General features: G+C 60.7%; 22 protein-coding genes and 1 pseudogene. 12 read left to right on the forward strand and 11 right to left on the reverse strand.

Annotated features, from left to right (window positions below):
• The first annotated feature begins 102 nt into the window (after positions 1-102).
• Together hslO and GTQ41_RS01460 are read left to right on the forward strand one after the other, a co-directional pair.
• Positions 103-1,005, forward strand: a complete 903-nt coding sequence (gene hslO, locus GTQ41_RS01455) for an Hsp33 family molecular chaperone HslO (protein ID WP_047290817.1) — start codon at positions 103-105, stop codon at positions 1,003-1,005.
• Between the two features lie 181 nt (positions 1,006-1,186).
• Positions 1,187-2,728: a phosphoenolpyruvate carboxykinase gene (locus GTQ41_RS01460; RefSeq protein WP_041071255.1), complete on the forward strand. Its 1,542-nt coding sequence runs from the start codon at positions 1,187-1,189 to the stop codon at positions 2,726-2,728.
• Positions 2,729-2,877: 149 nt separating this feature from the next.
• Here GTQ41_RS01460 and GTQ41_RS01465 read toward each other — a convergent pair.
• A pseudogene (locus GTQ41_RS01465) lies at positions 2,878-4,004 on the reverse strand (hypothetical protein).
• Positions 4,005-4,098: 94 nt separating this feature from the next.
• Positions 4,099-4,386: a hypothetical protein gene (locus tag GTQ41_RS01470; RefSeq protein WP_047290819.1), complete on the reverse strand. Its 288-nt coding sequence runs from the start codon at positions 4,384-4,386 to the stop codon at positions 4,099-4,101.
• 290 nt (positions 4,387-4,676) lie between these two features.
• Between GTQ41_RS01470 and GTQ41_RS01475 the strand changes: the two genes are divergently transcribed.
• Entirely contained in the window at positions 4,677-5,180 is a 504-nt protein-coding gene (locus tag GTQ41_RS01475) for a hypothetical protein (RefSeq protein ID WP_047290820.1), read from the forward strand.
• A gap of 20 nt (positions 5,181-5,200) precedes the next feature.
• Here GTQ41_RS01475 and GTQ41_RS28755 read toward each other — a convergent pair whose 3' ends face one another.
• On the reverse strand, positions 5,201-5,329 hold the full coding sequence (locus GTQ41_RS28755; RefSeq protein WP_257012229.1) for a hypothetical protein: 129 nt from the start codon (positions 5,327-5,329) through the stop codon (positions 5,201-5,203).
• Positions 5,330-5,574: 245 nt separating this feature from the next.
• Between GTQ41_RS28755 and GTQ41_RS01480 the strand changes: the two genes are divergently transcribed.
• The 3 genes from GTQ41_RS01480 (at position 5,575) to GTQ41_RS01490 (ending at position 9,371) form a co-directional block, all read left to right on the forward strand.
• Positions 5,575-7,503, forward strand: a complete 1,929-nt coding sequence (locus GTQ41_RS01480) for an ATP-dependent DNA helicase RecQ (RefSeq protein WP_047290821.1) — start codon at positions 5,575-5,577, stop codon at positions 7,501-7,503.
• A gap of 148 nt (positions 7,504-7,651) precedes the next feature.
• Positions 7,652-8,878, forward strand: coding sequence for a 3-hydroxyacyl-CoA dehydrogenase (locus GTQ41_RS01485; RefSeq protein ID WP_047290822.1), 1,227 nt, complete (start codon positions 7,652-7,654; stop codon positions 8,876-8,878).
• A 61-nt stretch (positions 8,879-8,939) separates the two neighbouring features.
• Entirely contained in the window at positions 8,940-9,371 is a 432-nt protein-coding gene (locus GTQ41_RS01490; RefSeq protein WP_041071270.1) for a thioesterase family protein, read from the forward strand.
• A gap of 64 nt (positions 9,372-9,435) precedes the next feature.
• Here GTQ41_RS01490 and GTQ41_RS01495 read toward each other — a convergent pair whose 3' ends face one another.
• From GTQ41_RS01495 to fdhD, 3 genes are all read right to left on the reverse strand, one after another.
• The gene (locus GTQ41_RS01495) at positions 9,436-9,915 is read right to left on the reverse strand and encodes a glycine zipper domain-containing protein (protein ID WP_047290823.1); all 480 of its coding nucleotides are present in this window, start codon (positions 9,913-9,915) and stop codon (positions 9,436-9,438) included.
• 347 nt (positions 9,916-10,262) lie between these two features.
• The gene (locus GTQ41_RS01500) at positions 10,263-12,611 is read right to left on the reverse strand and encodes an FdhF/YdeP family oxidoreductase (protein WP_047290825.1); all 2,349 of its coding nucleotides are present in this window, start codon (positions 12,609-12,611) and stop codon (positions 10,263-10,265) included.
• Positions 12,608-13,447: a formate dehydrogenase accessory sulfurtransferase FdhD gene (fdhD, locus tag GTQ41_RS01505; RefSeq protein ID WP_047290826.1), complete on the reverse strand. Its 840-nt coding sequence runs from the start codon at positions 13,445-13,447 to the stop codon at positions 12,608-12,610. The genes GTQ41_RS01500 and fdhD overlap by 4 nt, the downstream gene beginning before the upstream one ends.
• Positions 13,448-13,682: 235 nt before the next feature.
• Between fdhD and lysM the strand changes: the two genes are divergently transcribed.
• Positions 13,683-14,123 carry a peptidoglycan-binding protein LysM gene (gene lysM, locus GTQ41_RS01510; RefSeq protein WP_027611221.1) on the forward strand — a complete coding sequence of 147 codons (441 nt, stop codon included), beginning with the start codon at positions 13,683-13,685 and terminating at the stop codon, positions 14,121-14,123.
• Positions 14,124-14,225: 102 nt separating this feature from the next.
• On the opposite strand, the gene yrfG is transcribed toward lysM, so the two are convergent.
• Positions 14,226-14,888 (reverse strand): GMP/IMP nucleotidase, encoded by a 663-nt coding sequence (gene yrfG / locus GTQ41_RS01515; RefSeq protein WP_047290827.1) that lies wholly within the window; start codon positions 14,886-14,888, stop codon positions 14,226-14,228.
• A gap of 88 nt (positions 14,889-14,976) precedes the next feature.
• Here yrfG and nudE point away from each other — a divergent pair, with 88 nt between their 5' ends.
• Together nudE and cysQ are read left to right on the forward strand one after the other, a co-directional pair.
• Complete coding sequence (gene nudE, locus GTQ41_RS01520; protein WP_041071285.1) at positions 14,977-15,543, forward strand: ADP compounds hydrolase NudE; 567 nt, start codon at positions 14,977-14,979, stop codon at positions 15,541-15,543.
• Between the two features lie 11 nt (positions 15,544-15,554).
• Positions 15,555-16,382, forward strand: a complete 828-nt coding sequence (gene cysQ, locus GTQ41_RS01525; RefSeq protein ID WP_047290828.1) for a 3'(2'),5'-bisphosphate nucleotidase CysQ — start codon at positions 15,555-15,557, stop codon at positions 16,380-16,382.
• A gap of 85 nt (positions 16,383-16,467) precedes the next feature.
• On the opposite strand, the gene GTQ41_RS01530 is transcribed toward cysQ, so the two are convergent.
• Genes GTQ41_RS01530 through rfbC form a run of 4 tightly spaced genes read right to left on the reverse strand, consistent with a single transcriptional unit; the run spans position 16,468 to position 20,698 of the window.
• Positions 16,468-16,923 carry a YiiD C-terminal domain-containing protein gene (locus GTQ41_RS01530; RefSeq protein ID WP_047290829.1) on the reverse strand — a complete coding sequence of 152 codons (456 nt, stop codon included), beginning with the start codon at positions 16,921-16,923 and terminating at the stop codon, positions 16,468-16,470.
• On the reverse strand, positions 16,920-18,305 hold the full coding sequence (locus GTQ41_RS01535; protein ID WP_047290830.1) for a sigma-54 dependent transcriptional regulator: 1,386 nt from the start codon (positions 18,303-18,305) through the stop codon (positions 16,920-16,922). Before GTQ41_RS01535 ends, GTQ41_RS01530 begins: the two co-directional genes overlap by 4 nt.
• Positions 18,302-20,110, reverse strand: a complete 1,809-nt coding sequence (locus tag GTQ41_RS01540; RefSeq protein WP_041071297.1) for an ATP-binding protein — start codon at positions 20,108-20,110, stop codon at positions 18,302-18,304. The genes GTQ41_RS01535 and GTQ41_RS01540 overlap by 4 nt, the downstream gene beginning before the upstream one ends.
• Before the next feature lie 42 nt (positions 20,111-20,152).
• Positions 20,153-20,698 (reverse strand): dTDP-4-dehydrorhamnose 3,5-epimerase, encoded by a 546-nt coding sequence (rfbC, locus tag GTQ41_RS01545; RefSeq protein ID WP_047290831.1) that lies wholly within the window; start codon positions 20,696-20,698, stop codon positions 20,153-20,155.
• A 146-nt stretch (positions 20,699-20,844) separates the two neighbouring features.
• Between rfbC and GTQ41_RS01550 the strand changes: the two genes are divergently transcribed.
• The 3 genes from GTQ41_RS01550 (at position 20,845) to GTQ41_RS01560 (ending at position 25,555) form a co-directional block, all read left to right on the forward strand.
• The gene (locus tag GTQ41_RS01550) at positions 20,845-23,757 is read left to right on the forward strand and encodes an aminotransferase (protein WP_217325411.1); all 2,913 of its coding nucleotides are present in this window, start codon (positions 20,845-20,847) and stop codon (positions 23,755-23,757) included.
• Positions 23,758-23,991: 234 nt separating this feature from the next.
• Complete coding sequence (aguA, locus tag GTQ41_RS01555) at positions 23,992-25,098, forward strand: agmatine deiminase (RefSeq protein ID WP_047290833.1); 1,107 nt, start codon at positions 23,992-23,994, stop codon at positions 25,096-25,098.
• 244 nt (positions 25,099-25,342) lie between these two features.
• Positions 25,343-25,555 carry a hypothetical protein gene (locus GTQ41_RS01560; protein WP_047290834.1) on the forward strand — a complete coding sequence of 71 codons (213 nt, stop codon included), beginning with the start codon at positions 25,343-25,345 and terminating at the stop codon, positions 25,553-25,555.
• Positions 25,556-25,613 lie beyond the last annotated feature (58 nt).

Below are 25,613 nucleotides of genomic sequence, written 5' to 3' on the forward strand. Positions count from 1 at the left end.
AATGCCTCCCATGGCTTAGCGCTGGCACCAAAAAGGGTGCCAAGAAGCGCAAATTTTCACGTCTTGTAACCATTTTGTCACCACATTCAGATACCCAAAATTATGACCGACCTAGCGGATACCGATTTCACCCAACGTTTCATCTTCGATGACAGCGACACACGCGGCGAACTGGTTGCGCTTGAGCGCAGCTACGCCGAAGTCCTCGCCAAGCACCCGTACCCGGAGCCGGTCGCGCAATTGCTGGGCGAATTGATGGCGGCGGCCTCGTTGCTGGTGGGCACCCTGAAATTCGACGGCTTGCTGATTCTGCAGGCGCGCTCCGAAGGCCCGATTCCGCTGCTGATGATCGAATGCTCCAGCGAGCGCGAGATCCGTGGTCTGGCGCGTTATAACGCCGAGCAGATCGCCCCGGATGCGACCCTTGCCGACCTGATGCCGGGCGGTGACCTGACCCTGACCGTCGACCCGACGATCGGCCAGCGTTACCAGGGTATCGTCGATCTCGACGGTGAAACCCTGTCGGAATGCTTCACCAATTATTTCGTCATGTCTCAGCAGGTTGGCACCCGCTTCAAGCTGTTCGCCGACGGCCGTCGTGCCCGCGGCATGCTACTGCAGCAACTGCCGGCCGACCGTCTGAAAGACGAAGAAGAGCGCGCCGCCAGCTGGCAGCACATTACCGCGCTGGCCAGCACCCTGAACGCCGATGAATTGCTCGGCCTGGACAACGAAACCGTCCTGCATCGTCTCTACCATGAAGAGCAGGTGCGTTTGTTCGATGTGCAAAACCTGCGCTTCCGCTGCAGCTGCTCGCGGGAGCGCTCGGGTAATGCGCTGGTCAGCCTGGGTCTGGAAGACGCGCAGGCACTGGTGGCTGAACGCGGTGGCGAAGTCGAGATCGATTGCCAGTTCTGCAACCAGCGTTACGTGTTCGATGCGGCCGATATTGTTCAATTGTTCGCTGGCGCAGGCGTCGACACGCCGTCAGATACCCGGCACTAAAACGGTTCAGCGCAGGTAAATTCACTGCGTAACGACGGAATTTCGCCGTTACGACGGGAGGACCCTACTCTTTTTGGGCTTTTCTGGCATAATCCGGCCCACTTTTTTCGCGGTAGTAGTGCACGACTTTCTACTACAAAACGTTTGGAGCACACTCGGCCACTGGCCGACGGGGAACCTCATGACGCAAGCCAATAACGCCGTGTACACCGATCTGAGTGTTGATGATCTGGTAAAAGAAGCCCTGCAACGCGGTGAGGGCGAGCTTGCCGATACCGGCGCTCTGGTTGTTCGCACCGGTCACCGCACCGGCCGTTCGCCAGTCGATCGTTTCATCGTTGAAGAGCCTTCCACCCAGGCCGCTATCGCTTGGGGCCCGATCAACCGCAAGTTCCCGGCCGACAAGTTCGACGCGCTGTGGGCTCGTGTCGAGGCGTTCAACAACGCGCAAGAGCACTTTGTTTCCCACGTGCATGTAGGCGCGGCTGAAGATCACTACCTGGCCGTGAAAATGACCACCCAGACTGCCTGGCAGAACCTGTTCGGTCGTTGCCTGTTCATCAACCCGGCCCAGTACAACCCGGCCGGTCGTGAAGAGTGGCAAGTGCTCAACGTGGCCAACTTCGAGTGCGTGCCTGAGCGTGACGGCACCAACTCCGACGGTTGCGTGATCATCAACTTCGCGCAGAAGAAAGTGCTGATTGCCGGCATGCGTTACGCCGGTGAGATGAAGAAAGCCATGTTCTCCGTGCAGAACTTCCTGCTGCCGGCCGCTGACGTGCTGCCAATGCACTGCGCTGCCAACATCGGCGAAGAAGGCGATGTGACCCTGTTCTTCGGTCTGTCGGGCACTGGTAAAACCACCCTGTCGGCCGATGAAAGCCGTTACCTGATCGGTGACGACGAACACGGCTGGGGCGAAGGCGTTGTCTTCAACATCGAAGGCGGCTGCTACGCCAAGTGCATCGACCTGTCCGAGAAGAACGAACCGGTCATCTGGAAAGCCATCAAGCACGGCGCCGTGCTGGAAAACGTGGTCATCGACGACGCCAAGCACGCCGACTACGCCGATGTCAGCCTGACCCAGAACAGCCGCGCGGCCTACCCGCTGGAGCACGTTGCCAAGCGTTCCGCGAAGAACCTGGGCGGCGAGCCAAACGCGGTGATCTTCCTGACCTGCGACCTGACCGGCGTCCTGCCGCCAGTGTCGATCCTCAACGAAGAGCAAGCGGCCTACCACTTCCTGTCCGGCTACACCGCACTGGTGGGCTCGACTGAAATGGGTTCGGGCAGCGGCATCAAGTCGACCTTCTCCACCTGCTTCGGCGCACCGTTCTTCCCGCGTCCGGCTGGTGAATACGCCGAGCTGCTGATCAAGCGCATCCGCGGCTTCGGCTCCAAAGTCTACCTGGTCAACACCGGCTGGACCGGCGGCGGCTACGGCGTCGGCAAACGCTTCAACATCCCGACCACCCGTGCCGTGATCGCAGCGATCCAGAGCGGCGCACTGATCGGTGCCGCCACCGAGCACCTGGACACGATCAACCTCGACGTGCCGCTGGCCGTTCCGGGCGTTGAAACCAACCTGCTCAACCCACGCAACACCTGGGCTGACAAAGCTGCCTACGACGAAGCGGCCAAGGCCCTGGCCGGTCTGTTCATCGAGAACTTCAAAAAGTTCGAAGTGAGCGACGCGATCAAGGCGGCGGGTCCTAAGTTGTAAGAGTGGTTTGTTGTGAACTGAAAAGCCGCCTCTAGGGGCGGCTTTTTTGTGGGTCATGGCTTAGCTGTTGTTATCGGTTTAACTGCCATTTTTCCCGCAGAATTTTGCTGCAGGTTTTTCCCGTCGCATCGATCACCACCCCACCGGCCTCAACGGATATGCCGGTATGCCGCCAAGTCCAGCACGCTGGTGGTCAGCCCGCTATCCGGCGCGTAGATCCCGCCCTTCACCGACGAGAAAGGCACGCCTTTGCTGCCCAGCGAAACGTAGCGTTCGCCTTGGTCCAGTTCGGTGAACCAGGTGTAGGAGTACTTTTCCATGGCCTTGTATTTCGCGGCGTCCCTGACCATCGCATCGCCGCATTGCTTCAGGGGGCGTCGCTCAGGTTCAGGGTGTTGATCAGCGGGGTGCCCCAACGCTTGAGGCAGGCTTCGGCGAAGTGGCGCACGAACTGGCCGGGTTCGGCGAGGACCTTCGGGCCGGCGTTGCCGTCAGCGGCAGCGTTGCCGACCAGGGTGGCGTGGCGGCCGGGGATCGGGAAGATATGCGTGCGCGTACCGGTAGCCGTTTGCGGGATAACGCAGCTGAAACCTTTCGAACGCTCGTCGCGGGCATAGAAGCCAACGTACTCTTTGACGTTGCTGTTGAGCTTGACCCGATGTTCCTGGAAGTTGCCGATGCCGGGCACCGGATCAATCGCGAGGATCTTCACCGGAATGCTTTTCAAAGTACTGTCATTGAACATGGCGTTGGCCAGCATATGGCAACTTATACCGCCTCGACTCCAGCCGACCAGGTTAACCTGAGTGGGAATAATGCCGTCCTTGCGGAAGGTTTTAATGATTTGCTCCTGCAACTTCTGCTGGGTCACGCTGCGTTCTCCGTAGTTGTATTTACGCCAGAACCAGGAGCCTTCGATTTTTACATCTTCAATGGGAATACCGGCCGCTTTGAGACGGTTGTATTCCGCTTCGGTCAGTTGTTGGCGTTGCCAGTCGCACTTGCCTTTGATGATGTTCATTGCGTGCTGCACGTTTTCCTCCCAGCCCTTGCCGAACAACGTGCCGCTGAGACCGTAGTCGGCAGATTTGGTGAACAGCTCATCGGCCTGCAAATTACTGGAGCCGGGGCCGTCGACGACAATCCATTCGGCGAACTCGCGGCCAGTGTGGTGCGAAGCGAGAGTGGACACCAACTCGCCGTTCCAATAGTTGTTGTTGCTGGTGTCGAACTTGGTGGAACCCGTGCCGCAAAAGAAAATAGTCAATGTACTCATAATGTTGCTCTTGAATGAATTAAGAGCAAGCAGGCTAGTTTTTTATATTGCGGATATGAAGTGGTTAGTTGTTGCGTTGTTTGTGCGCGTGATTTTATAAGGAGTTTGCAAGTTGAAGTTTTGCTACTTCCAGAAGTTCGCAGCCATCTTGGGTCAATAAATACAAGGCGTTGACGATGTTCGGGATGTCTTTGACGTCGGCCTGTTTGAAACACAAACAGTAAAGAGTCTCCAGCAAATCGCTGGCGGCACGCAGGCGTTGATGCGCAGCGTCGAGCAGTTCGCCGTGGCTGGCTTGAGTATCTATGGTCAGCACCGGATGATCGCCGTCGGTGCTTTTGAGCGGGCGATAACGATTGGCCAGCGGGTTATGCATGTTCATGTTCAGACGTGTCCTGTACGAAGTCGCTCCAGTGGTTGCAGCCGCGCCGGCCACTATAGAAGTGCGTGGCAAGGGGTCACAAGACCGCCGTGATGGACGGAGTTCGTAGGGGTTTTTCCGAGACTCGGGCAATTGCCCTACAAGGTTTTGCAGCTTTTTCGAGGTAAAACCCTTAGCGCAGAAATTTCCCACGGGATTCACAGGCGTTTCTTGAGAATCCTCTGTATGGTGCGCGCCAGAAACTGTAGGACGTTTCCAAGCGTCCGATGCGCGCTTAAAGGGAATTGAGTATGCGTTGGCTACGAAAAGCCTCGATTTTATTGCTGTGGACCATTGGGTGTCGCTTGGCCGGAGCCGCTGATGCCGGCAACGGCTGGATGTTTGTCGATCTGCAACGCACTGGCTGGCCCGACGCGCTGTCCAGCCAGGCCCGCATCGATACTGCTTCACGTGCCGAAGTGTTGATGTTCGCCAAAGTCCTGTTGGCGAGTGAAACGCTGGATGCTGGCGCGCTGCAACGGCAACTGGATGTGCCGCATGTGCGGCTCAAACCGATCCGGCAGGTGCGCGCGGGACTGTGGGAGCGTTTGCTGGGCATTTATCGCAACGCCAGTCAGGACTGTGGCGAACAGCTGTTCTGTGCACGAGTGCGCAGTGTGGCGGACCTGCGACAACTGGCGGCGGCGTTTACCGGCGATATCAGTCCGGCCCATGCACAGTGGGCGAGCAAGAGCCAGGGTGTGCATGAACAGGAACTGAATGCGCAACTTCGCGTGGCGGTGCTGCGTCCCTAGGGTCGTCGTTGCGGCGAGAACTATGTGATTGCGTGGCCTGCGGTGGCGCACATGGCGAGGGGCGGAATGTCATCGGGGAGTTGCATGCATCCGCCCAGCAACAGCGATGCGAGCGTCAGGGTGAGGAGCAGTTTCAGTCTGTCGGACATGTTTATTCCTTGAGTTGATCCACGGGTGTCGGCCGTCCTGGCACGACGCTCGTTTCGTGGATGCGGCGCACGTTACCTGCCTTGCGGTCAGGCCGGCGAGAGGCAAATTGTTTCCTTTGTTTGATCCGGTGGCATCTGCCCCGGCGCTGTATCATTCCGTATCGAATTGACCCCGACCTTTTCTCGACTCGCTGTGATCGCCCGCTAGGCTGTTGGCATCACAGCGGTCAACGGAGTGACAGCGCATGCACCACACCCTGGAACAGGTTTTCGGTTATCCACAGTTTCGACCCGGGCAGGAAGCGGCAATCAGCGCTGTATTGGCCGGGCGCTCGGCGGCGGCGATTTTCCCCACCGGGTCCGGCAAGTCACTGTGCTATCAAGTGCCGGCACTCTTGCTGCCGCATCTGACCCTGGTGGTGTCGCCGCTGTTGGCGTTGATGCAGGATCAACTGGCATTCCTCAAACGTCACGGTATCAGTGCCGGCAGCATCGATTCGGCGCAAAGTCGCGATGATGCCAATGACGTGATGGCCCGCGCCCGTTCGGGTGAATTGAAGATTCTGATGATTTCGGTGGAGCGTCTGAAGAACGAGCGTTTCCGCAACTTTTTGCAGCAGGTGCCGATCTCGTTGCTGGTGAATGATGAAGCGCACTGTATCTCGGAATGGGGCCACAACTTTCGCCCCGACTATCTGAAGCTGCCGGACTATCAGCGCCAGTTCAACATTCCGCAAACCCTGCTGTTGACGGCTACGGCGACGCCGAAAGTCGTCGCCGACATGCAGGCCAGATTCGCCATCGCCGCCGCTGATGTGGTGACCACCGGCTTCTATCGACCCAACCTCAATCTGCTGGTGGAACCGGTACGCGGCGAGGACAAGCGCCGGCATCTGGTGGAGTGGATGAGCGAGCGTCCAGGCCAGCCGGGCATTGTCTACGTGACGCTGCAGAAAACCGCCGAACACATCGCCGAGCATCTGGGGCGCAACGGCATACAGGCCCAGGCCTATCACGCCGGTTTGCCCAATGATCAGCGCGAGGCGATTCAGAAGGAATTCATGGCCGGGCAGTCCAATTGCATCGTCGCAACCATTGCCTTTGGTATGGGGATCGACAAGAGCGACATCCGCAACGTGGTGCATTTCGATCTGCCGAAATCCATCGAAAACTACAGTCAGGAAATCGGTCGCGCCGGACGCGACGGGCAGCCGTCGGATTGCCTGGTGCTGGCCAACCGCGACAGCCTCAACGTGCTGGAAAACTTCGTCTACGGCGATACCCCGGAGCGTGAAGGAATTCGTTGTGTGCTGGAAGAAATGCAGGCTGCCGCAGCCGAAGGGCAGTGGGAGTTTCTGCTCGGGCCGCTGGCCGATCAGAGCAACATTCGCGCGTTGCCGCTGAAAACTCTACTGGTGCAAATGGAGCTGCGCGGTTTGATCGCGCCGCGCTATGCCTATTACGCCGAATACCGTTTCAAATACCTGCTGGAGCCGGAAGCCTTGCTTGAGCATTTCGACGGTGAGCGCAGGGATTTTGTCGGGGCCATCATCCACACCTCCAGTCGCGCACGCACCTGGGCCACGGTGAATTTCGAAGCGATGTACACGCAGTATTCGGCTGAGCGCAACCGGGTGGTGAAGGCGCTGGATTACTTTCAGGAGAAGGGCTGGGTCGAGCTTGAGAGCAAGCAGATGACCGAGGTCTACAACGTGCTGCACAGTGATTTCGACAGCGCTGTTTTGAGCGCCGAATTGCATGCGTATTTTACCCGGCATGAACAGGCTGAAATAACGCGGATTCACGCCATGCTCGATCTGTTCGGCACTGAGCGCTGCCTGGGCCATCGCCTGGCCGAACACTTCGGCGATCACAACGCCCCCGAGCGATGCGGGCACTGTTCGGTGTGTCACGGTGCTATCGCACGCCTTCCGGCGCCTCCCGAGTTGCCAGCGCTTGTGGATAAAAACTTCGCGGTGCTGTGCGGTGATTTTATCCACAGGCACGAACAGCACACTGGCAGTGTGCCGACGGCGGAGCGGCTGACGCGGTTTCTGTGCGGGATAAATGTGCCGTTGTTCACCAGGTTAAAGGCACGGACGATTTCGGGGTATGCGGCGCTGGAGGAGTATCCGTACGCCGAGGTTCGCAGTTGGGCTCAAGAACACCTCTGATATGTCGGCAGTTCCTGCAGTGTGCGGTTTCAGGGCGATTGGGGGTTATCCATGCGCTGAATGTTGCTCATCACGGGAATAAACTTCAAAAACGTCCGGTGCCTGACTATGGTGAAGGCTGTCTTTGGATCGCCAACAAGAGAACAACATGAGCCAGACATCCTTCGATATTCAGCAAGCTGCCGTGATCGGCGCGGGCACTATGGGCCGCGGCATTGTCATGTGCCTGGCCAATGCTGGCATCGCCGTGCAGTGGGTCGATAACAATCCACAGATGCTTGAACAGGCACTGGCGACGGTGGCCGACACCTATGCACACAATGTGCGCCAGGGCCGGATCGATCAGGTCGAAGCCGACGCACGCCTTGCCCGGATCAGCGCGGCGGCGGATTACCCGGCGATCCGCAATGTCGATCTGGTGATCGAAGCGGTATACGAAAACCTTGAGCTCAAGCAGAAGATCTTTCGCGAGCTGGATGGCCTGCTCAAGCCTGAGGCGTTGTTGGCGAGTAACACTTCGGCGCTGGATATCGACGCGATTGCTGCTGCGACTCGACGTCCGTCGCAAGTGCTCGGCCTGCATTTCTTCAGCCCCGCGCACATCATGAAACTGCTGGAAATCGTCCGTGGAGCACAGACTTCGCCGCCTGCACTGGAAGCGGCGCTGGCGCTGGGCAAGCGCATGGGCAAGGTCAGTGTGGTGTCGGGCAACTGCCACGGCTTTATCGGCAATCGCATGCTGCATCCGTATGTGCTGGAGGCGCGCAAGATGCTGCTTGAGGGCGCTTATCCACAACAGGTGGACGCGGCGCTGCAGGGGTTCGGTTTCGCCATGGGGCCGTTCCGCATGTATGACGTCGTCGGTATTGATCTGGAATGGCGCGCACGCGAGCTGGCCGGCAAGGGGCAGGATGCGCCGGAGGTTCAGGTGGACAACCGTTTGTGCGAGATGGGCCGCTTCGGGCAGAAATCCGGCAATGGTTATTATCACTATGAGCCGGGCAGTCGACAGGCCGAGCCTGATCCCGAAGTCGATGCACTGGTGCTGCGGGTCAGCGAAGGGCTGGGCTTCCAGCGCCGCGCGATCGGTCCGGAGGAGATTCTGGAGCGTTGCCTGCTGGCGCTGGTCAACGAGGGCGCAAAGATACTTCAGGAAGGCATTGCCGGGTCGGCCCATGACATTGATCTGGTGTACCTGAACGGCTACGGATTCCCGGCCGACAAGGGCGGTCCGATGGCCTGGGCGGATCAGCAGGGGCTGGCGGACATTCATCAGCGCTTGCTGGCACTGCAAACGCGGCAGGGTGATCAGTGGCAACCGGCGCGCTTGATTGGCGAGCTGGCGGCTCAGGGCAAGGGGTTTGCCGAACGCTGATTGCTAGAGCCACCACGGTTTCGCCTTTAGACTGCTCGCAAAACTTCCTGGATCAATGCTGATGTCCAACCCGATGCCACAACGCTCCGATTACCCGCATTTCCAGCCGGTCACCACGCGCTGGCACGACAACGACGTCTACGGGCATGTGAATAACGTCACCTATTACAGTTTCTTCGACACTGCAGTGAATACCTACCTGATCCAGGTCGGCGGCCTGGATATTCATGACGGCGAGGTGGTGGGGTTTGTGGTCAGTTCGGCCTGTGACTACTTTGCCTCGATTGCTTTTCCGGACTTGATCGAGATCGGTCTGCGGGTCGGCAAGCTGGGCAACAGTTCGGTGCAATACGAACTGGCGGTGTTCAAGGTCGGTGAAACTGAGGCCTGTGCGGCGGGGCGTTTCGTCCATGTATTCGTGGAACGAACGAGCAATCAGCCGGTGTCGATTCCAGGCAGATTGCGTGAAGCGCTGGAGCGTCTGGTGGTTTGAACCAGAGCAAAAAAAATCGCAGCCCTTGGGCTGCGATTTTTGCTTTCCCGCTTAACGCAACGGATTAGTCGCGATAGTAGCGGTGATGCTTGCGGTGGCCGTAAGCGTGGCCACGGCCAGGATGGCGGTCGCGGTAGTAGCGACGGTCGTCGCGGCCGCGATCGTAATGACGACCTTCGTCACGGCTTTCGTTACCCATGTAGTTGCCCAGCGCGCCACCGGCGCCGCCACCTGCTGCGGCGCCGATCAGGCTGCCGGTGGTGCCGCCCATGCTGCGGCCGACCACGTTACCGCCGGCTGCGCCCAGCGCACCACCAATGGCTGCTTCGCCACGGCTGTGCTTGTTGGCGCCGACCGCGCTACCACCCGCGCCGCCCAGGGCTGCGCCAATGGTTGAACCTGTATTGCCGCCTAAAGACTGACCGACGACCGAGCCAAGAACCCCGCCCAATGCGCCGCCCACACCTGCTTCGGTGGTGCCTCCGGCAGAAGCGAAGCCACTGACCAGGCCAAGGGACAACAAGAGAATCGAGGAGAACTTCATAGAGGAGCCTCAAAGGGATGACGGCGCCGATCCTGAGGCTGTGTAACAAGGCTGACAATCGAAATCCGACGAATAACACGACTTGTATACAATTATGCAAGTTGCTGTTTTGTATGCGGAACTTAAGCGATTTTCGCCGGTCTTTAGCTACTTCGGACAGGCCGTTTTTGAGAAAAAGCGGCCTTTTTTGTGGGCGTTCGAAAGCTTCAGGAACCAGAGACTCAACACAGATTCTGTGGCGGGGGGCTTGCTCCCGCCGGGCCGCGAAGCGGCCCCAAAAAATGCAAAACGGAGGGAGTCCTGCGGCCTCCAGCGGGAGCAAGCTCCCTCGCCACAGGGCCGCGAGTTCAAGCGGATTTGGCCATGATCAAACCCGTCTCGCTCGCCGCCTCAAGGCGGATCGCAATGAACTTCGACGTCGGCGTATGGCTGCCATCGCCGGTGCTCTCCAGCGGCACCAGCGGATTCACTTCCGGATAGTAAGCCGCCGCCTGACCCGCGGGAATATCAAACGCCAGCAAGGTAAAGCCCTTCACCCGACGTTCACGGCCATCGTCCCACAGCGACACAATGTCCGCCTTCTGCCCGGGACGGAAGCCCAGACGAATGATGTCGGCCTCGTTGGCGAACAGCACATCGCGCTGGCCCTTGACCCCACGATAACGGTCGTCGAGGCCATAAATGGTGGTGTTGTACTGATCGTGGGAGCGCATCGATTGCAGGATCAGGTCCGGCAGTTGCCCGGTGGCGCGGGTGCGTTCGTGCACCAGATCCTTGGGCAGCCGGTTGGCGCGGAAATTGGCCCGGCCCGACGGGGTGTTCCACTTGCGTGCGCCAGCACTGTTGCCGAGGTAGAACCCACCTGGATTCTTGACCTTCTCGTTGAAGTCCTTGAAGCCTGGAATGGTATCGGCGATCAGGTCGCGGATGCGCCCGTAATCGGCCACCAGCCAGTTCCAGTCCACCGGTTTGCTGCCCAGCGTGGCGGCGGCGATCCCGGCAATGATCGCCGGTTCCGAGCGCATCTGGTTCGACAGCGGCTGCAACTGGCCATTGGAGGCGTGGACCATGCTGAACGAGTCTTCCACGGTGACTGCTTGCGGGCCTTCGGTCTGGATGTCGATGTCGGTGCGGCCGAGGCACGGCAGGATCAGCGCGTCCTTGCCGTGGGCCAGGTGGCTGCGATTGAGCTTGGTGCTGATCTGTACCGTGAGGTCGCAGTTGCTCAGCGCCGCGAAGGTGCGCGGACTGTCTGGCGTGGCCTGGGCGAAGTTGCCGCCCAGACCGATGAAGACCTTGGCGCGGCCCTCGGCCATGGCGTGGATCGCCTCGACCACGTTGTGCCCGTTGTCACGCGGCACCTTGAACTGGAAACGCCGCTCAAGAGCGTCGAGGAACGTCACCGGTGGGCGCTCGTTGATGCCCATGGTGCGGTCGCCCTGCACGTTACTATGACCGCGCACCGGGCACAGGCCGGCCCCGGGTTTGCCGACGTTGCCGCGCAGCAGCATCAGGTTGGCGATTTCCTGGATGGTCGGCACCGAGTGACGATGCTGGGTGATACCCATCGCCCAGCACATGATCACATTCTTGCCTTTGGCGTACATGCGCGCCGCTTGTTCGATTTCGACCAGGGTCAGGCCGGACTGCGCGACGATCTGCTCCCACGGCGTGTCATCCACCACGCCGAGATACTCCAGCACGTTGGTGCTGTGGGCATTGAGGAAGTCGTGATCGAACACCGCAGGTTCACCGGCCTTCTGCGCATCGCGTTCCCACTGCAGAAGAAACTTGGCCATGCCGCGCAGCACCGCCATGTCGCCGCCCAGTGCCGGACGGAAGTACGCGGTGTTGGTCGGTTTGTCGCCATTGGTGAGCATTTCCAGCGGATGCTGTGGATGCTGGAAACGTTCCAGACCGCGCTCTTTCAGCGGGTTGATGCACACCACTTGTGCGCCGCGCTTCACGGCTTCGCGCAGCGGTTCGAGCATCCGTGGGTGGTTGGTGCCGGGGTTCTGGCCCCAGACGAAAATTGCATCGGCGTGTTCGAAGTCGTCGAAGGTGACCGTGCCTTTGCCGACGCCAACGCTCTGCGCCAACGCCACGCCGCTGGCCTCGTGGCACATGTTCGAGCAGTCGGGGAAGTTGTTGGTGCCGTAGGCACGCACGAACAGTTGATACAGGTACGCCGCTTCGTTGCTGGCGCGGCCCGAGGTGTAGAACTCGGCTTGATCCGGGCTCGACAACGCTTGCAGGTGCTTGCCGATCAGGGCGAAGGCGTCGTCCCAGGCGATCGGCTTGTAGCGATCGGTCTGGGCATCGTAGACCATCGGCTCGGTCAGGCGGCCCTGGTACTCAAGCCAATAGTCGCTCTGCTCCAGCAACGACGTGACGCTGTGTTTGGCGAAGAACTTGCCATCCACTCGACGCTTGGTCGCTTCCCAGTTCACCGCTTTGGCGCCGTTCTCGCAGAACTTGACCATGCCGCTTTCCGGCGAATCGCCCCAGGCACAGCCCGGGCAGTCGAAGCCGCCGTTCTGGTTGGTCTTGAGCATCATGCGCAGGTTTTTCAGCGCGTTGTCGCTGGTCAACCAGGCCTGAGCCACACTGATCAGTGCACCCCAGCCGCCGGCAGGGCCCTTGTAAGGCTTGTAGCGCGGGACAGGTTTCTGGTCGGCTTGATGATGTTGGCTCACGCTTGGTTCTCCATCGCTGGGCTATAGACCCGCGGCGCATTCTTCTGCGGCAGGTGGATGAGATTGAGGTTGTGGCGGCGGGCCCATTGCACGGCAAGGCCGGTGGGCGCGGACAGGCTGACCAGCGTCTGGATCCCGGCGCGCAACACTTTCTGGATCAATTCGAGACTGCACCGGCTGGTGACAATCGCCAGGCCGCCGGCGGTGGAAATCTTCTGGCGGATCAGCCCGCCAATCAGCTTGTCGAGAGCGTTGTGCCGACCGATGTCTTCACGGCCCAGCAGCAATTCACCGCTGGCGTTCATGAACACTGCGGCGTGTACCGCACCGCAGTGCTGGCCGAGGGGCTGGAACGCACCGATGCGCTGGCGCAGACCGTCGAGCCATGCGGCGGGCGGCAGCGGTGCGCCGGGCAGGACTTGCAGATCGGGCAGGGCTTGCTCGACCGCTTCAACGCCGCACAGACCGCAGCCGCTGGTGCCGGCCAGTTGTCGGCGCTGTTGTTTGAGGTTCCAGAAGGCGCGGTTGGCGATGGTCACTTGCGCGTATTGCGCCGAGCCGGCGCCAGTCAATTGCAGGTCATAAATGTCGCTGGCGTCTGCGATGATGCCGCTGCCGAGGCTGAAACCGACGATGAAATCTTCCAGATCCGTCGGCGTCACCAGCATCACCGCCTGACTGATGCCGTTGTAGGCGATCGCCAGCGCGACTTCCTCGGCGAGCGCGGTGCTGGCCGATTCCACAAGGGGCAGATCGCTGTAACTGTAGGTCTGGCTGGCGGCGGGCGCGGGCGTTTGAAGTGCAGGCGCCGCGCAAGTGGGGCGCTTGGCGTTCATGGCATCACCGACGGATTGATCAACGCTAAGACTAGGCGCGGCAACTTGTCGCGTCTAATCGCTACTGTCGATCTATTGATAGACGCCGTCGATCAAGCAATGCGCCGCGATCTGCGGGACGCGCGCCAGACGCTTGAGCCAGCGGCGGAGCCGGGTCATTGGTCGGACTGGAGCCGGGTCCGGCAAACGTGGTCTAGGCTTGGACGTCTGGAATCCAAATCAAGGAGTGTGCGCCATGAGTCTGTTGAGCTTTGTGAAAGAGGCCGGTGAGAAACTGATCGATCTGCTGACCCCTGGTAATGCCAATGCCAGCGAGCAGTTGAAGGAACACATCAGCAAGGTCGGGCTGGGCAATCCGAATGTTCAGGCAACCGTGGATGGCGACAAGGTAACTGTTACCGGTGAGGTAGCGAGCCAGGAAGAGAAGGAAAAAATTCTGCTGGCGGTGGGTAATATCGAAGGCGTGGGCAGCGTTGATGATCAGATCACCGTGACCGGTCCGGTTGTGGCTGCAGCACGTTTTGTAGTGGTGAAAAAGGGCGACACCCTCAGCGCGATTTCCCTGGCGGTGTATGGCAACGCCAACCAGTACAACAAGATCTTTGAGGCCAACAAACCAATGCTCAAGGATGTAAACAAAATCTACCCGGGCCAGACCCTGCGTATCCCCGAGTAACACAACATCCTGCAGGAGCTGCCGAAGGCTGCGATCTTTTGATCTTGTTTTTTAAACAATCAAAGTCAAAAGATCGCAGCCTTCGGCAGCTCCTACAGGAAATCAGAGTCCCTGAATCAAATCGCGGTAATCCTCAACCGCCGCAAACTCGGCCGTGTCCTTCGGCCCCTTGCGACTGTCCGGCTCTTTCACCGCCAACAAATGCGTCACACCAAACTCCCGCGCACTGCGCAGAATCGGCAACGTATCGTCGATGAACAGACTGCGCGCCGGATCAAAATCGATATCCGCCTGCAAGGCATCCCAGAACTGCGGGTTCTCTTTGGGATAACCGTAATCATGTGAGCTGATCAGCCGTTCGAAATAGGGCGCCAGTTCGACTCGCTCCAGTTTCAGCGACAGTGAATCGCGATGCGCATTGGTGATCATGATCACCCGTTTGCCGGCCTCTTTGATCGCCTGCAGAAAGGTGTCGGCATCCGGACGCAGCGCGATCAGGTGCGCGGTCTCCCGTTTCAGTTCACGTACCGAAAGCTTCAGTTCGGTGCTCCAGAAATCCAGGCAGTACCACTGCAGCTGCCCGGCATGGCGCTCGAACAACGGCTGCAGTTCCATATCGGCCAGGGCCCGGCTCACTCCGTGCAGATCGGCGTAGCGTTGTGGCAGGTGTTCCAGCCAGAAGTGGTTGTCGAAGTGCAGGTCCAGCAACGTACCGTCCATGTCCAGCAGGACGGTATCGATGTCAGACCACGGTAAAGAAGGCATGGCAACGTCTCGAGCGGTAGAAAGATATCCGACACAAACAATCGGGAAAGCCGCGTTATAGTAGCGCGTTCACGCCAAGGAGCTTTGCATGCGCCAGAAACCCACTGTACTCGCCCGCGAGATTGTCGCCACCAGTCGCCTGTTTTGCGTCGAAGAACTGAAGCTGCGTTTTTCCAACGGCGTGGAACGCACCTACGAGCGTCTGGTGGGCAAAGGCGCGGGCTATGGCGCAGTGATGATCGTGGCAATGCTCGACAGTGAACACGCGGTGCTGGTCGAGGAGTACTGCGGCGGCACTGATGAATACGAATTGTCCTTGCCCAAAGGCTTGATCGAGCCGGGCGAGGATGTGCTGGCCGCGGCCGAGCGCGAGCTCAAGGAAGAGGCCGGTTATGGCGCTCGTCAGTTGGAGCATCTGACCGAGTTGTCGCTGTCGCCCGGTTACATGAGCCAGAAGATTCAGGTGGTACTGGCCACCGACCTGTATGAAGAGCGTCTGGAGGGCGACGAACCCGAGCCGATGCGGGTCGACAAGGTCAACCTGCGTGAGCTGGCGGCGCTGGCGCAGAATCCGCAATTTTCCGAAGGTCGCGCCTTGGCGGCGTTGTACCTGACCCGCGATCTGCTGGGGCAGCGCGGGTATTTTCAGTCATGAGTGAGATATCGATGAAGTTTCCCCATCCGTTAATGGCGCCAGTGGTGACGTTGGCCTTGCAGGCTGGCGAGGCGATTCTGCCGTTCTGGCGCTCTGGCGTGGAAGTCACCGCCAAGTCCGATGATTCACCGGTGACCGCAGCGGACATGGCCGCGCACCACGTGATCGTCGCCGGGCTGACCGCGCTGGACTCCAGTATTCCGATTCTGTCCGAGGAAGACGCCAACATTCCGCAGAGCGTGCGCGCCGGGTGGCAGCGCTGGTGGCTGGTGGATCCGCTGGATGGCACCAAGGAGTTCATCAGCGGCAGCGAAGAATTCACCGTCAACATCGCCCTGATCGAAAACGGGCGGGTGGTGTTTGGTGTGGTGTCGATGCCGACCAATGGCCGCTTCTATGTCGGCGGTGCCGGTCTCGGCGCGTGGCGTGGGGACCAGGGTGGTTCGCCGGTGGCGATTCAGGTGCGTGACGCGCTCGCGCCCGGTGAAGCGTTTACCGTGGTGGCGAGCCGTCGCCACTCCAGTGCGGAGCAGGAACGTCTGCTCGCCGGTTTGAGCGCCAGCCTGGGCGAGTTGCAACTGGCAAACATCGGCAGTTCGCTGAAGTTTTGTCTGTTGGCTGAAGGGGCGGCGGATTGTTATCCGCGATTGGCGCCGACGTCGCAGTGGGACACCGCGGCGGCGCAGGGCGTGCTCGAAGGTGCAGGCGGCGAGGTGCTGGATCTGCAGGGCGACGCGTTCTGTTATCCAGCGCGGGAATCGCTGCTCAATGAGTTCTTTCTGGCGTTGCCGGCGAAAGCGGCTTGGCGTTCAAGACTGTTGGAGCTGGCTCGCTCCTGAGATCAAAAGATCGCAGCCTGCGGCAGCTCCTACAGGGGATTTCGCATCTCCCTGCAGGAACTGCCGAAGGCTGCGATCTTTTGTTTCAGCGGTGCAGAACATATTGCCCGCTGAACGTCACAGCATCTTCATCACTCCCGGTGTTGACGATTCGCGTATTGAGCGTCAACCGTGCGCGCCCATAGCGCTGATACATCGCCATAAACTTCTTCCAGACGGCTGCCTGCGGGGCCGGGCAAATCGCCGTGGCGTCGCCGGTCACGGGCAGCGGATAGCTGATCTGGCCTTCCTGAATCACGATGTGCCCGTCTTCAATGCCTTCTTCCTTCAGGCGCAGGTGCAGCCAGCCCCAACCCGCCAGCACCGCGCCGCAGTAGAGACTGCCGCCGAACATGGTGCTCTTGTGATTGACGTTCGGCTCCAGCGGCAAGTGCAGACTCAACTGCTGCTCGTGCCAACCGAGGACCTTGAGGCCCATCTCGCGGGTCAGGGGAATGTCGTGATGCAGCACCGATTCCAGATAGCGACTGTCGCGGCTCATTCGGCTTCGTCTCCATGGGTGTTACTGTCGGCGAAATTCAAGCCGTGCTTGCGCAGTTTGTCGTGCAGGGTCTTGCGCGGAATGCCCAGGGCTTCGGCGAGGCTGCGCACCGAACTGTGGGAGCGCGCCAGTTCGGCGGCAATCAACGATTTCTCGAAGTTTTCCACTTGCTCGCTCAGGCCGCCACTGATGACTTCCACGGCGCTGCCGCCGCCTTCACTTCCACTGTTGTCCAGCGCCAGCTCCAGACCAAGGGCGAAACGCTCGGCGGCGTTCTGCAGTTCGCGCACATTGCCCGGCCAGGTGTGGCGCAACAGCAAGGCGCGTTGCGCCGGTTGCAGTTCGTGCGGCGGCAGACCATGGCGGGCGCTGGCTTCATCGGCGTAATGCTGGAACAGCACCAGCGCGTCCTCGCCGCGTTCGCGCAGTGGCGGGATGCGCAGCGGTGCCACGTTCAGGCGGTAATACAAGTCGGCGCGGAAGCGTCCTTGATCGGCGGCTTGCCGCAGGTCTTCCTTGGTCGCGGCGATGACGCGGATGTCCAGCGGGATCAACTGATTGCCACCCAGCCGTTCTACAACCCGCTCTTGCAGCATGCGCAGCAGTTTCACCTGCACGTCCATGCTCATGCTTTCGATTTCATCGAGGAACAGCGTGCCGCCGTTGGCGAATTCGAATTTGCCGATCCGGCGTTTCTGCGCCCCGGTGAAGGCGCCCGGTTCATGCCCGAACAGCTCGCTTTCGACCACCGATTCCGCCAGGGCGCCGGCGTTGATCGCCACGAACGGGCCGTTGCGCCGGCTCGACAAATCGTGCAGCGCACGGGCCACGACCTCTTTGCCGGCGCCGGTTTCACCGAGAATCAGCACGTCGGCTTTGGTCGCCGCCAGTGCGCCGATCTGCTCGCGCAGGCGCAGCATCGGCGCCGAATGGCCGACCAGTCGCGCGCTCAATTCGTTACGGTCGCTGAGGGCCAGACGCAGGCTGCGGTTGTCCAGCACCAGCCGGCGCAGGGCGAGGGCGCGGCGCACGCTGTCGAGCAGGGCATCGCTGGCGAACGGTTTTTCCAGAAAGTCATAGGCGCCGGCCCGCATCGCCTGCACTGCCAGCGGCACGTCGCCGTGGCCGGTGATCAGCAGCACCGGCAGCTCCGGGTCCTGAGCGTGCAATTCGCTCAACAGTTCCAGGCCGTCCATGCCTGGCATGCGGATATCGCTGACCACCACGCCGGGCCAGTCACGCTCCAGTTGCGCGGCGAGACCTTTGGCTTCGGACAGCGGAAGGATTTTCAGGCCGGCGAGGTCCAGGGTCTGGCCGAGGGCCTGACGCAGGTGCGGATCGTCGTCGATCAACACCACCTGAATGCGATTGTCGATGGTCATGCACTTCGATCCTCGGACGGTTGCAGGCTGACCCCGGGTGCACCGGCGCGCAGCCGCAGGGTGATCAAGGCGCCGCCTTGCTTGTGGTTGGCGAACGACAGTTCGCCGCCGAAGGCGCGCATCAGGGTTTCACAGATCGCCAGCCCCAGACCAAGGCCCTGAGTGCGGGTCTTGGTGGTGTAGAAGGGCTCGCTGGCGCGGCCGAGGGCTTCCATGCAAAAGCCCGGGCCGTTGTCGCGAATGTACAGATTGACGCCTTCGGCCGTGGATTCTGCACTCAGCCACAGTTTGCGCGGCGGGCCTTTTTCGGTCAGCGCATCGAGGGCGTTGGCCAGCAGATTGCCGAGCACCTGGCGCAGTCGGGTTTCCCCGGCCTCGACCCAGAGGGTGGCGGCGGGCAGGTCGCGGATCAGCTCGACTTCCATGCTGCGGCGCCGCTTGGCCAGCAATGCCAATGCATCATCCAGCGCCGGTTGCAGGGCCACGCTTTCCGGAGCATGACGGTCGCGGCGGGCGAAGGCACGCAGGTGGGCGATGATCGAGGCCATGCGCCCGGTCAGTTCGCTGATCAGTTTGAGGTTGCCACGGGCGTCTTCGGTGCGTTGGTGATCAAGCAGCACTTCGGCGTTTTCCGCGTAACTGCGGATCGCCGCCAGAGGCTGGTTGAGCTCGTGGCTGATGCTCGCCGACATCGTGCCCAGTGCCGAGAGTTTGCCGGCCTGGACCAGATCGTCCTGAGCCCGTACCAGCTCCTGCTGCGCCTGTTCGCGCTCCAGCACTTCCTGCTTGAGGCGGCGGTTGAGACCTTCCAGATCGCTGGTCCGCTCCGCCACCCGGCCTTCGAGTTCACGGCGGGCCTTGGCTTCGAAGGCAATACGTTCCAGGTAATGTCGACGGCGCTGCATCATCAAACCGAGCAGGAGCATCACCACCAACAGCGTGGCGCCACCGATGGCGACAACGGTGCGCACCGGGCGATCGATCAGCGTGCGCGGGGCAAGGATGCTGACGCTCCAGCCGGTTTCGGCGATGTTCACGGTCTGCGTCAGCCAGGCGTTTTCGCTGAGGTTCAGCGGACGCGGCTCGCGGGTCGGATAGGGCAGGATCGCGGTGATCGCCGAGCGCTCGGTGTCGCTCAACGTCCGGGTTGATCGGAAACGCCACTCCGGGCGCGAGGTGAGGATGACCACGCCGTTATGGTCGGTCACCAACAGTTGTTCCGGGGTTTTGCCCCACAGACTTTCGGTGTGATCGAGGTCGACCTTGATCACCAGCACGCCGATGATTTTTTCGCCATTGCGCACGGCGGCGGCGAAGAAATAACCGCGTTTGGCCGACGTAGTGCCGAGGCCGAAGAAGCGTCCCAGACGCCCAGCCATGGCTTCGCTGAAATACGGACGGAAAGCGAAATTGCGTCCGACGAAACTGTCGTGTTTGTCCCAGTTCGACGCCGCCAGGGTCTGGCCGCTGGTGTCCATCAGGTACATGACTTCGGCGCCGGTCTGTGCGGCGATGTTTTTCAGCAGGCGGTTGGCATTGCCCTGGGTAACGCCGTCGTCCGGTGCGCCGAGTACGGCGCGCAGGGCCGGCAGGTCGCCGAGAATCTGCGGCAACACTTCATAACGGTGCAGGGTACCCAGCAGGTTGGCGACGTAGAGGTCGAGGGTCTGGCGGTTTTGCCCGGCCAGTTCACTGCGGTAATAGCGCTCGGCCAGATGCTCAAGCGGCCATAGCAGCGGCGCAAGACACAGGGCCAGCAGGGCGAGGCTGCGCCAGCGGGGTCTGCGGGGAAGGGTAGGTTTCATGAGCCGGATGCGCCTGAGTGAACAGGCGCATTATGCCCAGGCTCAGGCGAAGACGTCAGCGTCCTTGAGCAGCGCGCCGACCTGATCCTTGGCCGACAGCTTCGGCGCTTCGTCCAGTTGCCAGTCGATGCCCAGCGCGGGGTCGTCCCAGCGAATGCTGCGCTCGGACGATGGATCGTAGTAGTTGGTGGTCTTGTAGAGGAATTCGGCGAACTCGCTCAGTACCACGAAGCCATGGGCGAAGCCTTCCGGCACCCACAATTGGCGGTGGTTCTCGGCCGACAGGCGTACGGCAACCCATTTGCCGAAGTGCGGCGAGCTGCGGCGAATGTCCACCGCCACATCAAGCACTTCGCCGGCAGTGACCCGAACCAGTTTGCCCTGGGTATTTTGCAGCTGGTAATGCAGACCGCGCAGCACGCCTTTCTGCGAGCGCGAATGGTTGTCTTGCACGAACTGGGTGTCCAGACCGGTCGCTTCCTGGAACGCCTTGGCGTTGAAACTCTCGTAGAAGAAGCCGCGCTCGTCACCAAATACCTTGGGTTCGATGATCAGAACACCGGGCAGATCGGTGGTGATTACATTCATGAGGTTTTTCCAGATAGGTGTGAATGGCCGACATTCTTGCGCAAAGTGCCGGCGGATGCGAGCGCTTGAATATCTCCGGTCGGGGGTTGCGCATCGTCTGCAGCAGTGGCGATATAGGCGCCTAATAAAATTTCAGGGGTCGTCCCATGCCGCTCGCCACGTTGATTCATCGCGCCAGTTTGCCCAGCCCACAGGTCTCTGAGGCGCAGGCCCTGCAGTGGTTGGCGGAGCATTACGGGCTCAGCGGCACGTTACAGGCGCTGGGCAGTCAGCAGGATCTGAACTATCGGGTCGACAGCGAGCGTGGGCGCTTTGTCCTGAAAATCTGCCGCGGCGACTATGCACTGATCGAGTTGCAGGCTCAGCATGCAGGCCTCAAGTACCTTGCCGAACACTCGTCAGTGCACGTACCCCGGGTGATCCCGGCCGGCAATGGCGCGGATCTGCTGTCGCTGGACTCCGATGGCGAGCCGGTGCACGTGCGGCTGCTGGACTACATCGAAGGTCAGCCGCTGACGCATCTTGATCACTTGGGCCACGATGTGGTGGCCGGTTTCGGTCAGCTGTGTGGCGAGATGGATCTGGCCCTGGCCGGCTTCGATCACCCGGGCCTGCAGCGCACGCTGCAATGGGACGCGCGCCATGCCAGTGCGCTGATCAGCCACCTGCTGCCGGTGATCAAGGATGAACGCCAGCGCGCGCTGATCGCGGGCGCCGCCGAGCAGGCCGAACGTCGCTTGCAGCCGTTGCAGGACAAGCTGCCGGTGCAGGCGATCCACATGGACATCACTGACGATAATGCGGTCTGGCAACGCGATGCCAAGCGTCATTGGCAATTGCAGGGCGTGATCGACTTCGGTGATCTGGTGCGCACCTGGCGCATCACTGACCTGTCGGTGACGTGCGCGGCGCTGCTGCACCATGCCGGCGGCGATCCGTTTGTGATTCTGCCGGCGGTGCAGGCCTATCACGCGGTCAATCCGCTGCAACATGAAGAGCTGCTGGCGTTGTGGCCGTTGATCGTGGCGCGGGCGGCGGTGCTGGTGCTCAGTGGCGAGCAACAGGTCAGCATCGATCCGGGCAACACCTATAGCCGCGACAACCTTGAACATGAGTGGGAAATCTTCCACGTAGCGACTTCGGTGCCGCTGGCGCTGATGGAGGCGGCGATTCTCACGGCAGTCGGCCAGCCGCTGCCGGCCATTGGCGGTGAAGGTTTCGCGCCGCTGCTGCCGGAACTGGTCGGGCGGGAGTTTGCGCTGATCGATCTTGGCGTCCTGAGTCCGCACTTCGAAGCGGGCAACTGGGAGCAACCGGGCATTGATCAACGGTTGCTGACCGAAGCCGCTGCCGCGCATGGTCTGGCGGCGAGCCGTTACGGACAATATCGCCTGTCGCAGACGCGACCGGACAGTGCGGTCGAGCCCCAGACGTTTCCGCTGCACGTTGAGTTACGCGTGCCGCAGGGTTCGGCGGTGGAAGCGCCGTTTGCCGGTGTGCTGCATCACGCGGCGGACGGTGTGTTGCAACTCGACGGACCCCAGCTCAGCGTGCGCCTGTGGGGTGTGAGCGCCTCGCTGCACAGTGGCGCGGCGCTGGTCAAAGGTCAGGTGCTGGGGTCGGTCGATGGCCCGTTGAAGGTGCAGTTGAGCCGCGTTGCGTCGCTGGATGCGCCGTTGTTCTGCAGCCCTTCGCGCGCGGCCGCGTGGCAGGCATTGTGTCCTTCGCCAGCCACGCTGCTAGGGCTGGCCTGCGATGCCGAACCGGAGCTGGACGCCAAAACCCTGCTCGAACGACGTGACGCCAGTTTCGCCCGCACGCAAAAACATTATTACGTCGATCCACCGCGCATCGAGCGTGGCTGGCGCAATCACCTGATCGACATGCAGGGTCGCTCCTACCTCGACATGCTCAACAACGTCGCAGTGCTTGGCCATGGTCATCCGCGCATGGCGCAGGTGGCGGCGCGGCAGTGGTCGCTGCTCAACACCAACTCGCGCTTCAACTATGCGGCGGTGGCGGAGTTTTCCGAGCGTTTGCTGAAACTGGCGCCGGAAGGCATGGACCGGGTGTTTCTGGTCAACAGCGGCAGTGAGGCCAACGACTTGGCGATCCGGCTGGCGTGGGCCTACAGCGGCGGCCGCGACATGCTCAGCGTGCTGGAGGCCTATCACGGCTGGACGGTCGGCGCCGATGCGGTGTCGACGTCGGTTGCCGACAACCCGCGAGCGCTGGAAAGCCGTCCGGACTGGGTACATCCGGTGACCGCGCCGAACCTCTATCGTGGCGAATTCCGTGGCCTGGATTCTGCGCCGGATTATGTACGCAGCGTCGAAACGCAATTGGCGAAAATCGCCGCGCAGGGGCGTCAACTGGCCGGGTTCATCTGCGAGCCGGTGTATGGCAACGCTGGCGGTATCTCGCTGCCGCCGACTTATCTGAAACAGGTCTATGCGCTGGTACGGGCCCAGGGCGGGGTGTGCATCGCCGACGAAGTTCAGGTCGGTTACGGGCGCATGGGCCACTTCTTCTGGGGCTTCGAAGAGCAAGGCGTGGTGCCGGACATCATCTGCATGGCCAAGGGCATGGGCAACGGTCAGCCGCTGGGCGCGGTGATCACGCGTCGGGAAATCGCCGAGGCACTGGAAGCTGAAGGTTATTTCTTCTCGTCGGCCGGCGGCAGTCCGGTGAGCTGCCAGATCGGCATGGCGGTGCTGGATGTGATGGAAGAAGAAAAGCTCTGGGAAAACGCCCGGGTGGTGGGCGGGCATTTCAAGGCGCGCCTGGAAGCCTTGATCGATAAACATCCGCTGGTGGGCGCGGTGCATGGTTCGGGTTTCTATCTGGGGGTGGAGCTGATCCGCAACCGCGAGACGCTGGAGCCGGCCACCGAGGAGACTACGCTGTTGTGCGATCGCCTGCGCGAGCTGGGGATCTTCATGCAGCCGACCGGGGATGACCTGAACATTCTCAAGATCAAACCGCCGATGGTCACCTCGCGGCGCAGTGTGGATTTCTTTGTCGACATGCTGGATCGGGTGCTCGAGGAAGGCCTCTAAACCAGACCCCTGTAGGAGCTGCCGCAGGCTGCGATCTTTAGATTTTGCTTTTGAAAAACAAGGTCAAAAGATCGCAGCCTGCGGCAGCTCCAACAGGGATTCGGATTTATATCGATAATTGTTGTTGGATTTTCGATGCTCGGTTGGTTGTTAGCTTTTAATGCCGATATTTATCGGTTATAAAGTCGCCATTGCTTCGCAACCCCCTCGACGGTTCCCAGGAGTCCTGATCCGATGACCACCTTGAAAAGTACCCCGCGTGACGATGGCTTCTACATGCCGGCCGAGTGGGCGCCGCAGACCCAGACCTGGATGATCTGGCCCGAGCGTCCGGACAACTGGCGCCTGGGTGGCAAGCCGGCGCAAGCCGCGCATGCGGCCGTGGCCAAAGCCATCGCGCGGTTTGAACCAGTGACGGTCGCGGTGTCGGCCGGTCAGTACGAGAACGCTCGTGCACGCCTCGATGTACCGAATATTCGGGTGGTCGAGATGTCCAGCGATGACGCCTGGGTGCGCGACAGCGGCCCGACCTTCGTCATCAACAACAGCGGCGAAGTACGCGGTGTGAACTGGGATTTCAATGCCTGGGGCGGGTTTGAAGGCGGTCTGTATTCGCCGTGGAACCGTGATTCGCAGGTCGGTGGCAAGATCCTCGAAATCGAGCGCAGCCCGCGTTATCGCACCGAAGGTTTTGTGCTGGAAGGCGGTTCGATTCACGTCGACGGTGAAGGCACGCTGATCACCACCGAAGAGTGCCTGCTCAACCACAACCGCAATCCGCATCTGGGGCGCGAAGAGATCGAAGCGGTGCTGCGCGACAATCTGTCTGTGGATAAGATCATCTGGTTGCCGGATGGCCTGTTCAACGACGAAACCGACGGCCATGTGGATAACTTCTGCTGCTACGTGCGCCCGGGCGAAGTATTGCTGGCGTGGACCGACGATCCGCAGGATCCGAATTACCCGCGCTGCCAGGCCGCAATGAACGTGCTGCAAAGCAGCACCGACGCCAAGGGCCGCCCATTCACGGTGCACAAGATGCCGATTCCGGGGCCGCTGTACGCCACCGAAGAAGAGTGCGCCGGTGTCGATCCGGTGGACGGTACGCAGGAGCGCAACCCGTCCGTGCGCCTGGCCGGTTCCTACGTGAACTTCCTGATCGTCAACGGCGGCATCATCGCGCCGAGCTTCGACGATCCGATGGACGCGCCTGCGCGGGAAATCCTGCAGAAGCTGTTCCCGCAGCACGAAGTGGTGATGGTGCCGGGCCGCGAACTGTTACTGGGCGGCGGCAATATCCACTGCCTTACCCAACAGCAGCCAGCCCCGCACAAAGAGTGAGGTGAGACGTAACAGCCTGAGTTGATTAATAAATCACCCGGGCTGCAAGTTTTTTGCGATGGGTGCGAAGAAGCCCGCGGTCCTGCTGGACCGCGGGCTTCTTTGTATCCGCCTGTCGACAAATCGGAAACCTTGGCATAGCTCTTGTATCGGATAACGCGCACTAGGGAGGGGGGGAACTTCAACAGTTCTGTCATATACCTTGGATAACTTAGCCGCTCACGAACGGGGAGAGAGCGCTGAAATGAACGCCGAAGTGAACGTAATCAGCGAGCGGAATTTGCATCCCATGGTCGTAAACGGCGAATCGCTCCAGATTGTCGCGCACTTTTTGAAGTCCAATGGAACGCGTCAGATCAGGGAACCTGATCCGCGCCGGATGATGATTGAGCGCTATCCCGCTGACCTGTTCAGCGAGGCCGAACTGGAAGCGTTGTGGGCTGTGATGCAAGGATAAGAAAAACAACAAGGATTGGTAAAAGCGCTGCCGGGATGGCAGCGCTTTTTTATGGAAA

Source organism: Pseudomonas sp. AN-B15 (genome assembly GCF_019056475.1).
GTDB lineage: Bacteria > Pseudomonadota > Gammaproteobacteria > Pseudomonadales > Pseudomonadaceae > Aquipseudomonas > Aquipseudomonas parakoreensis.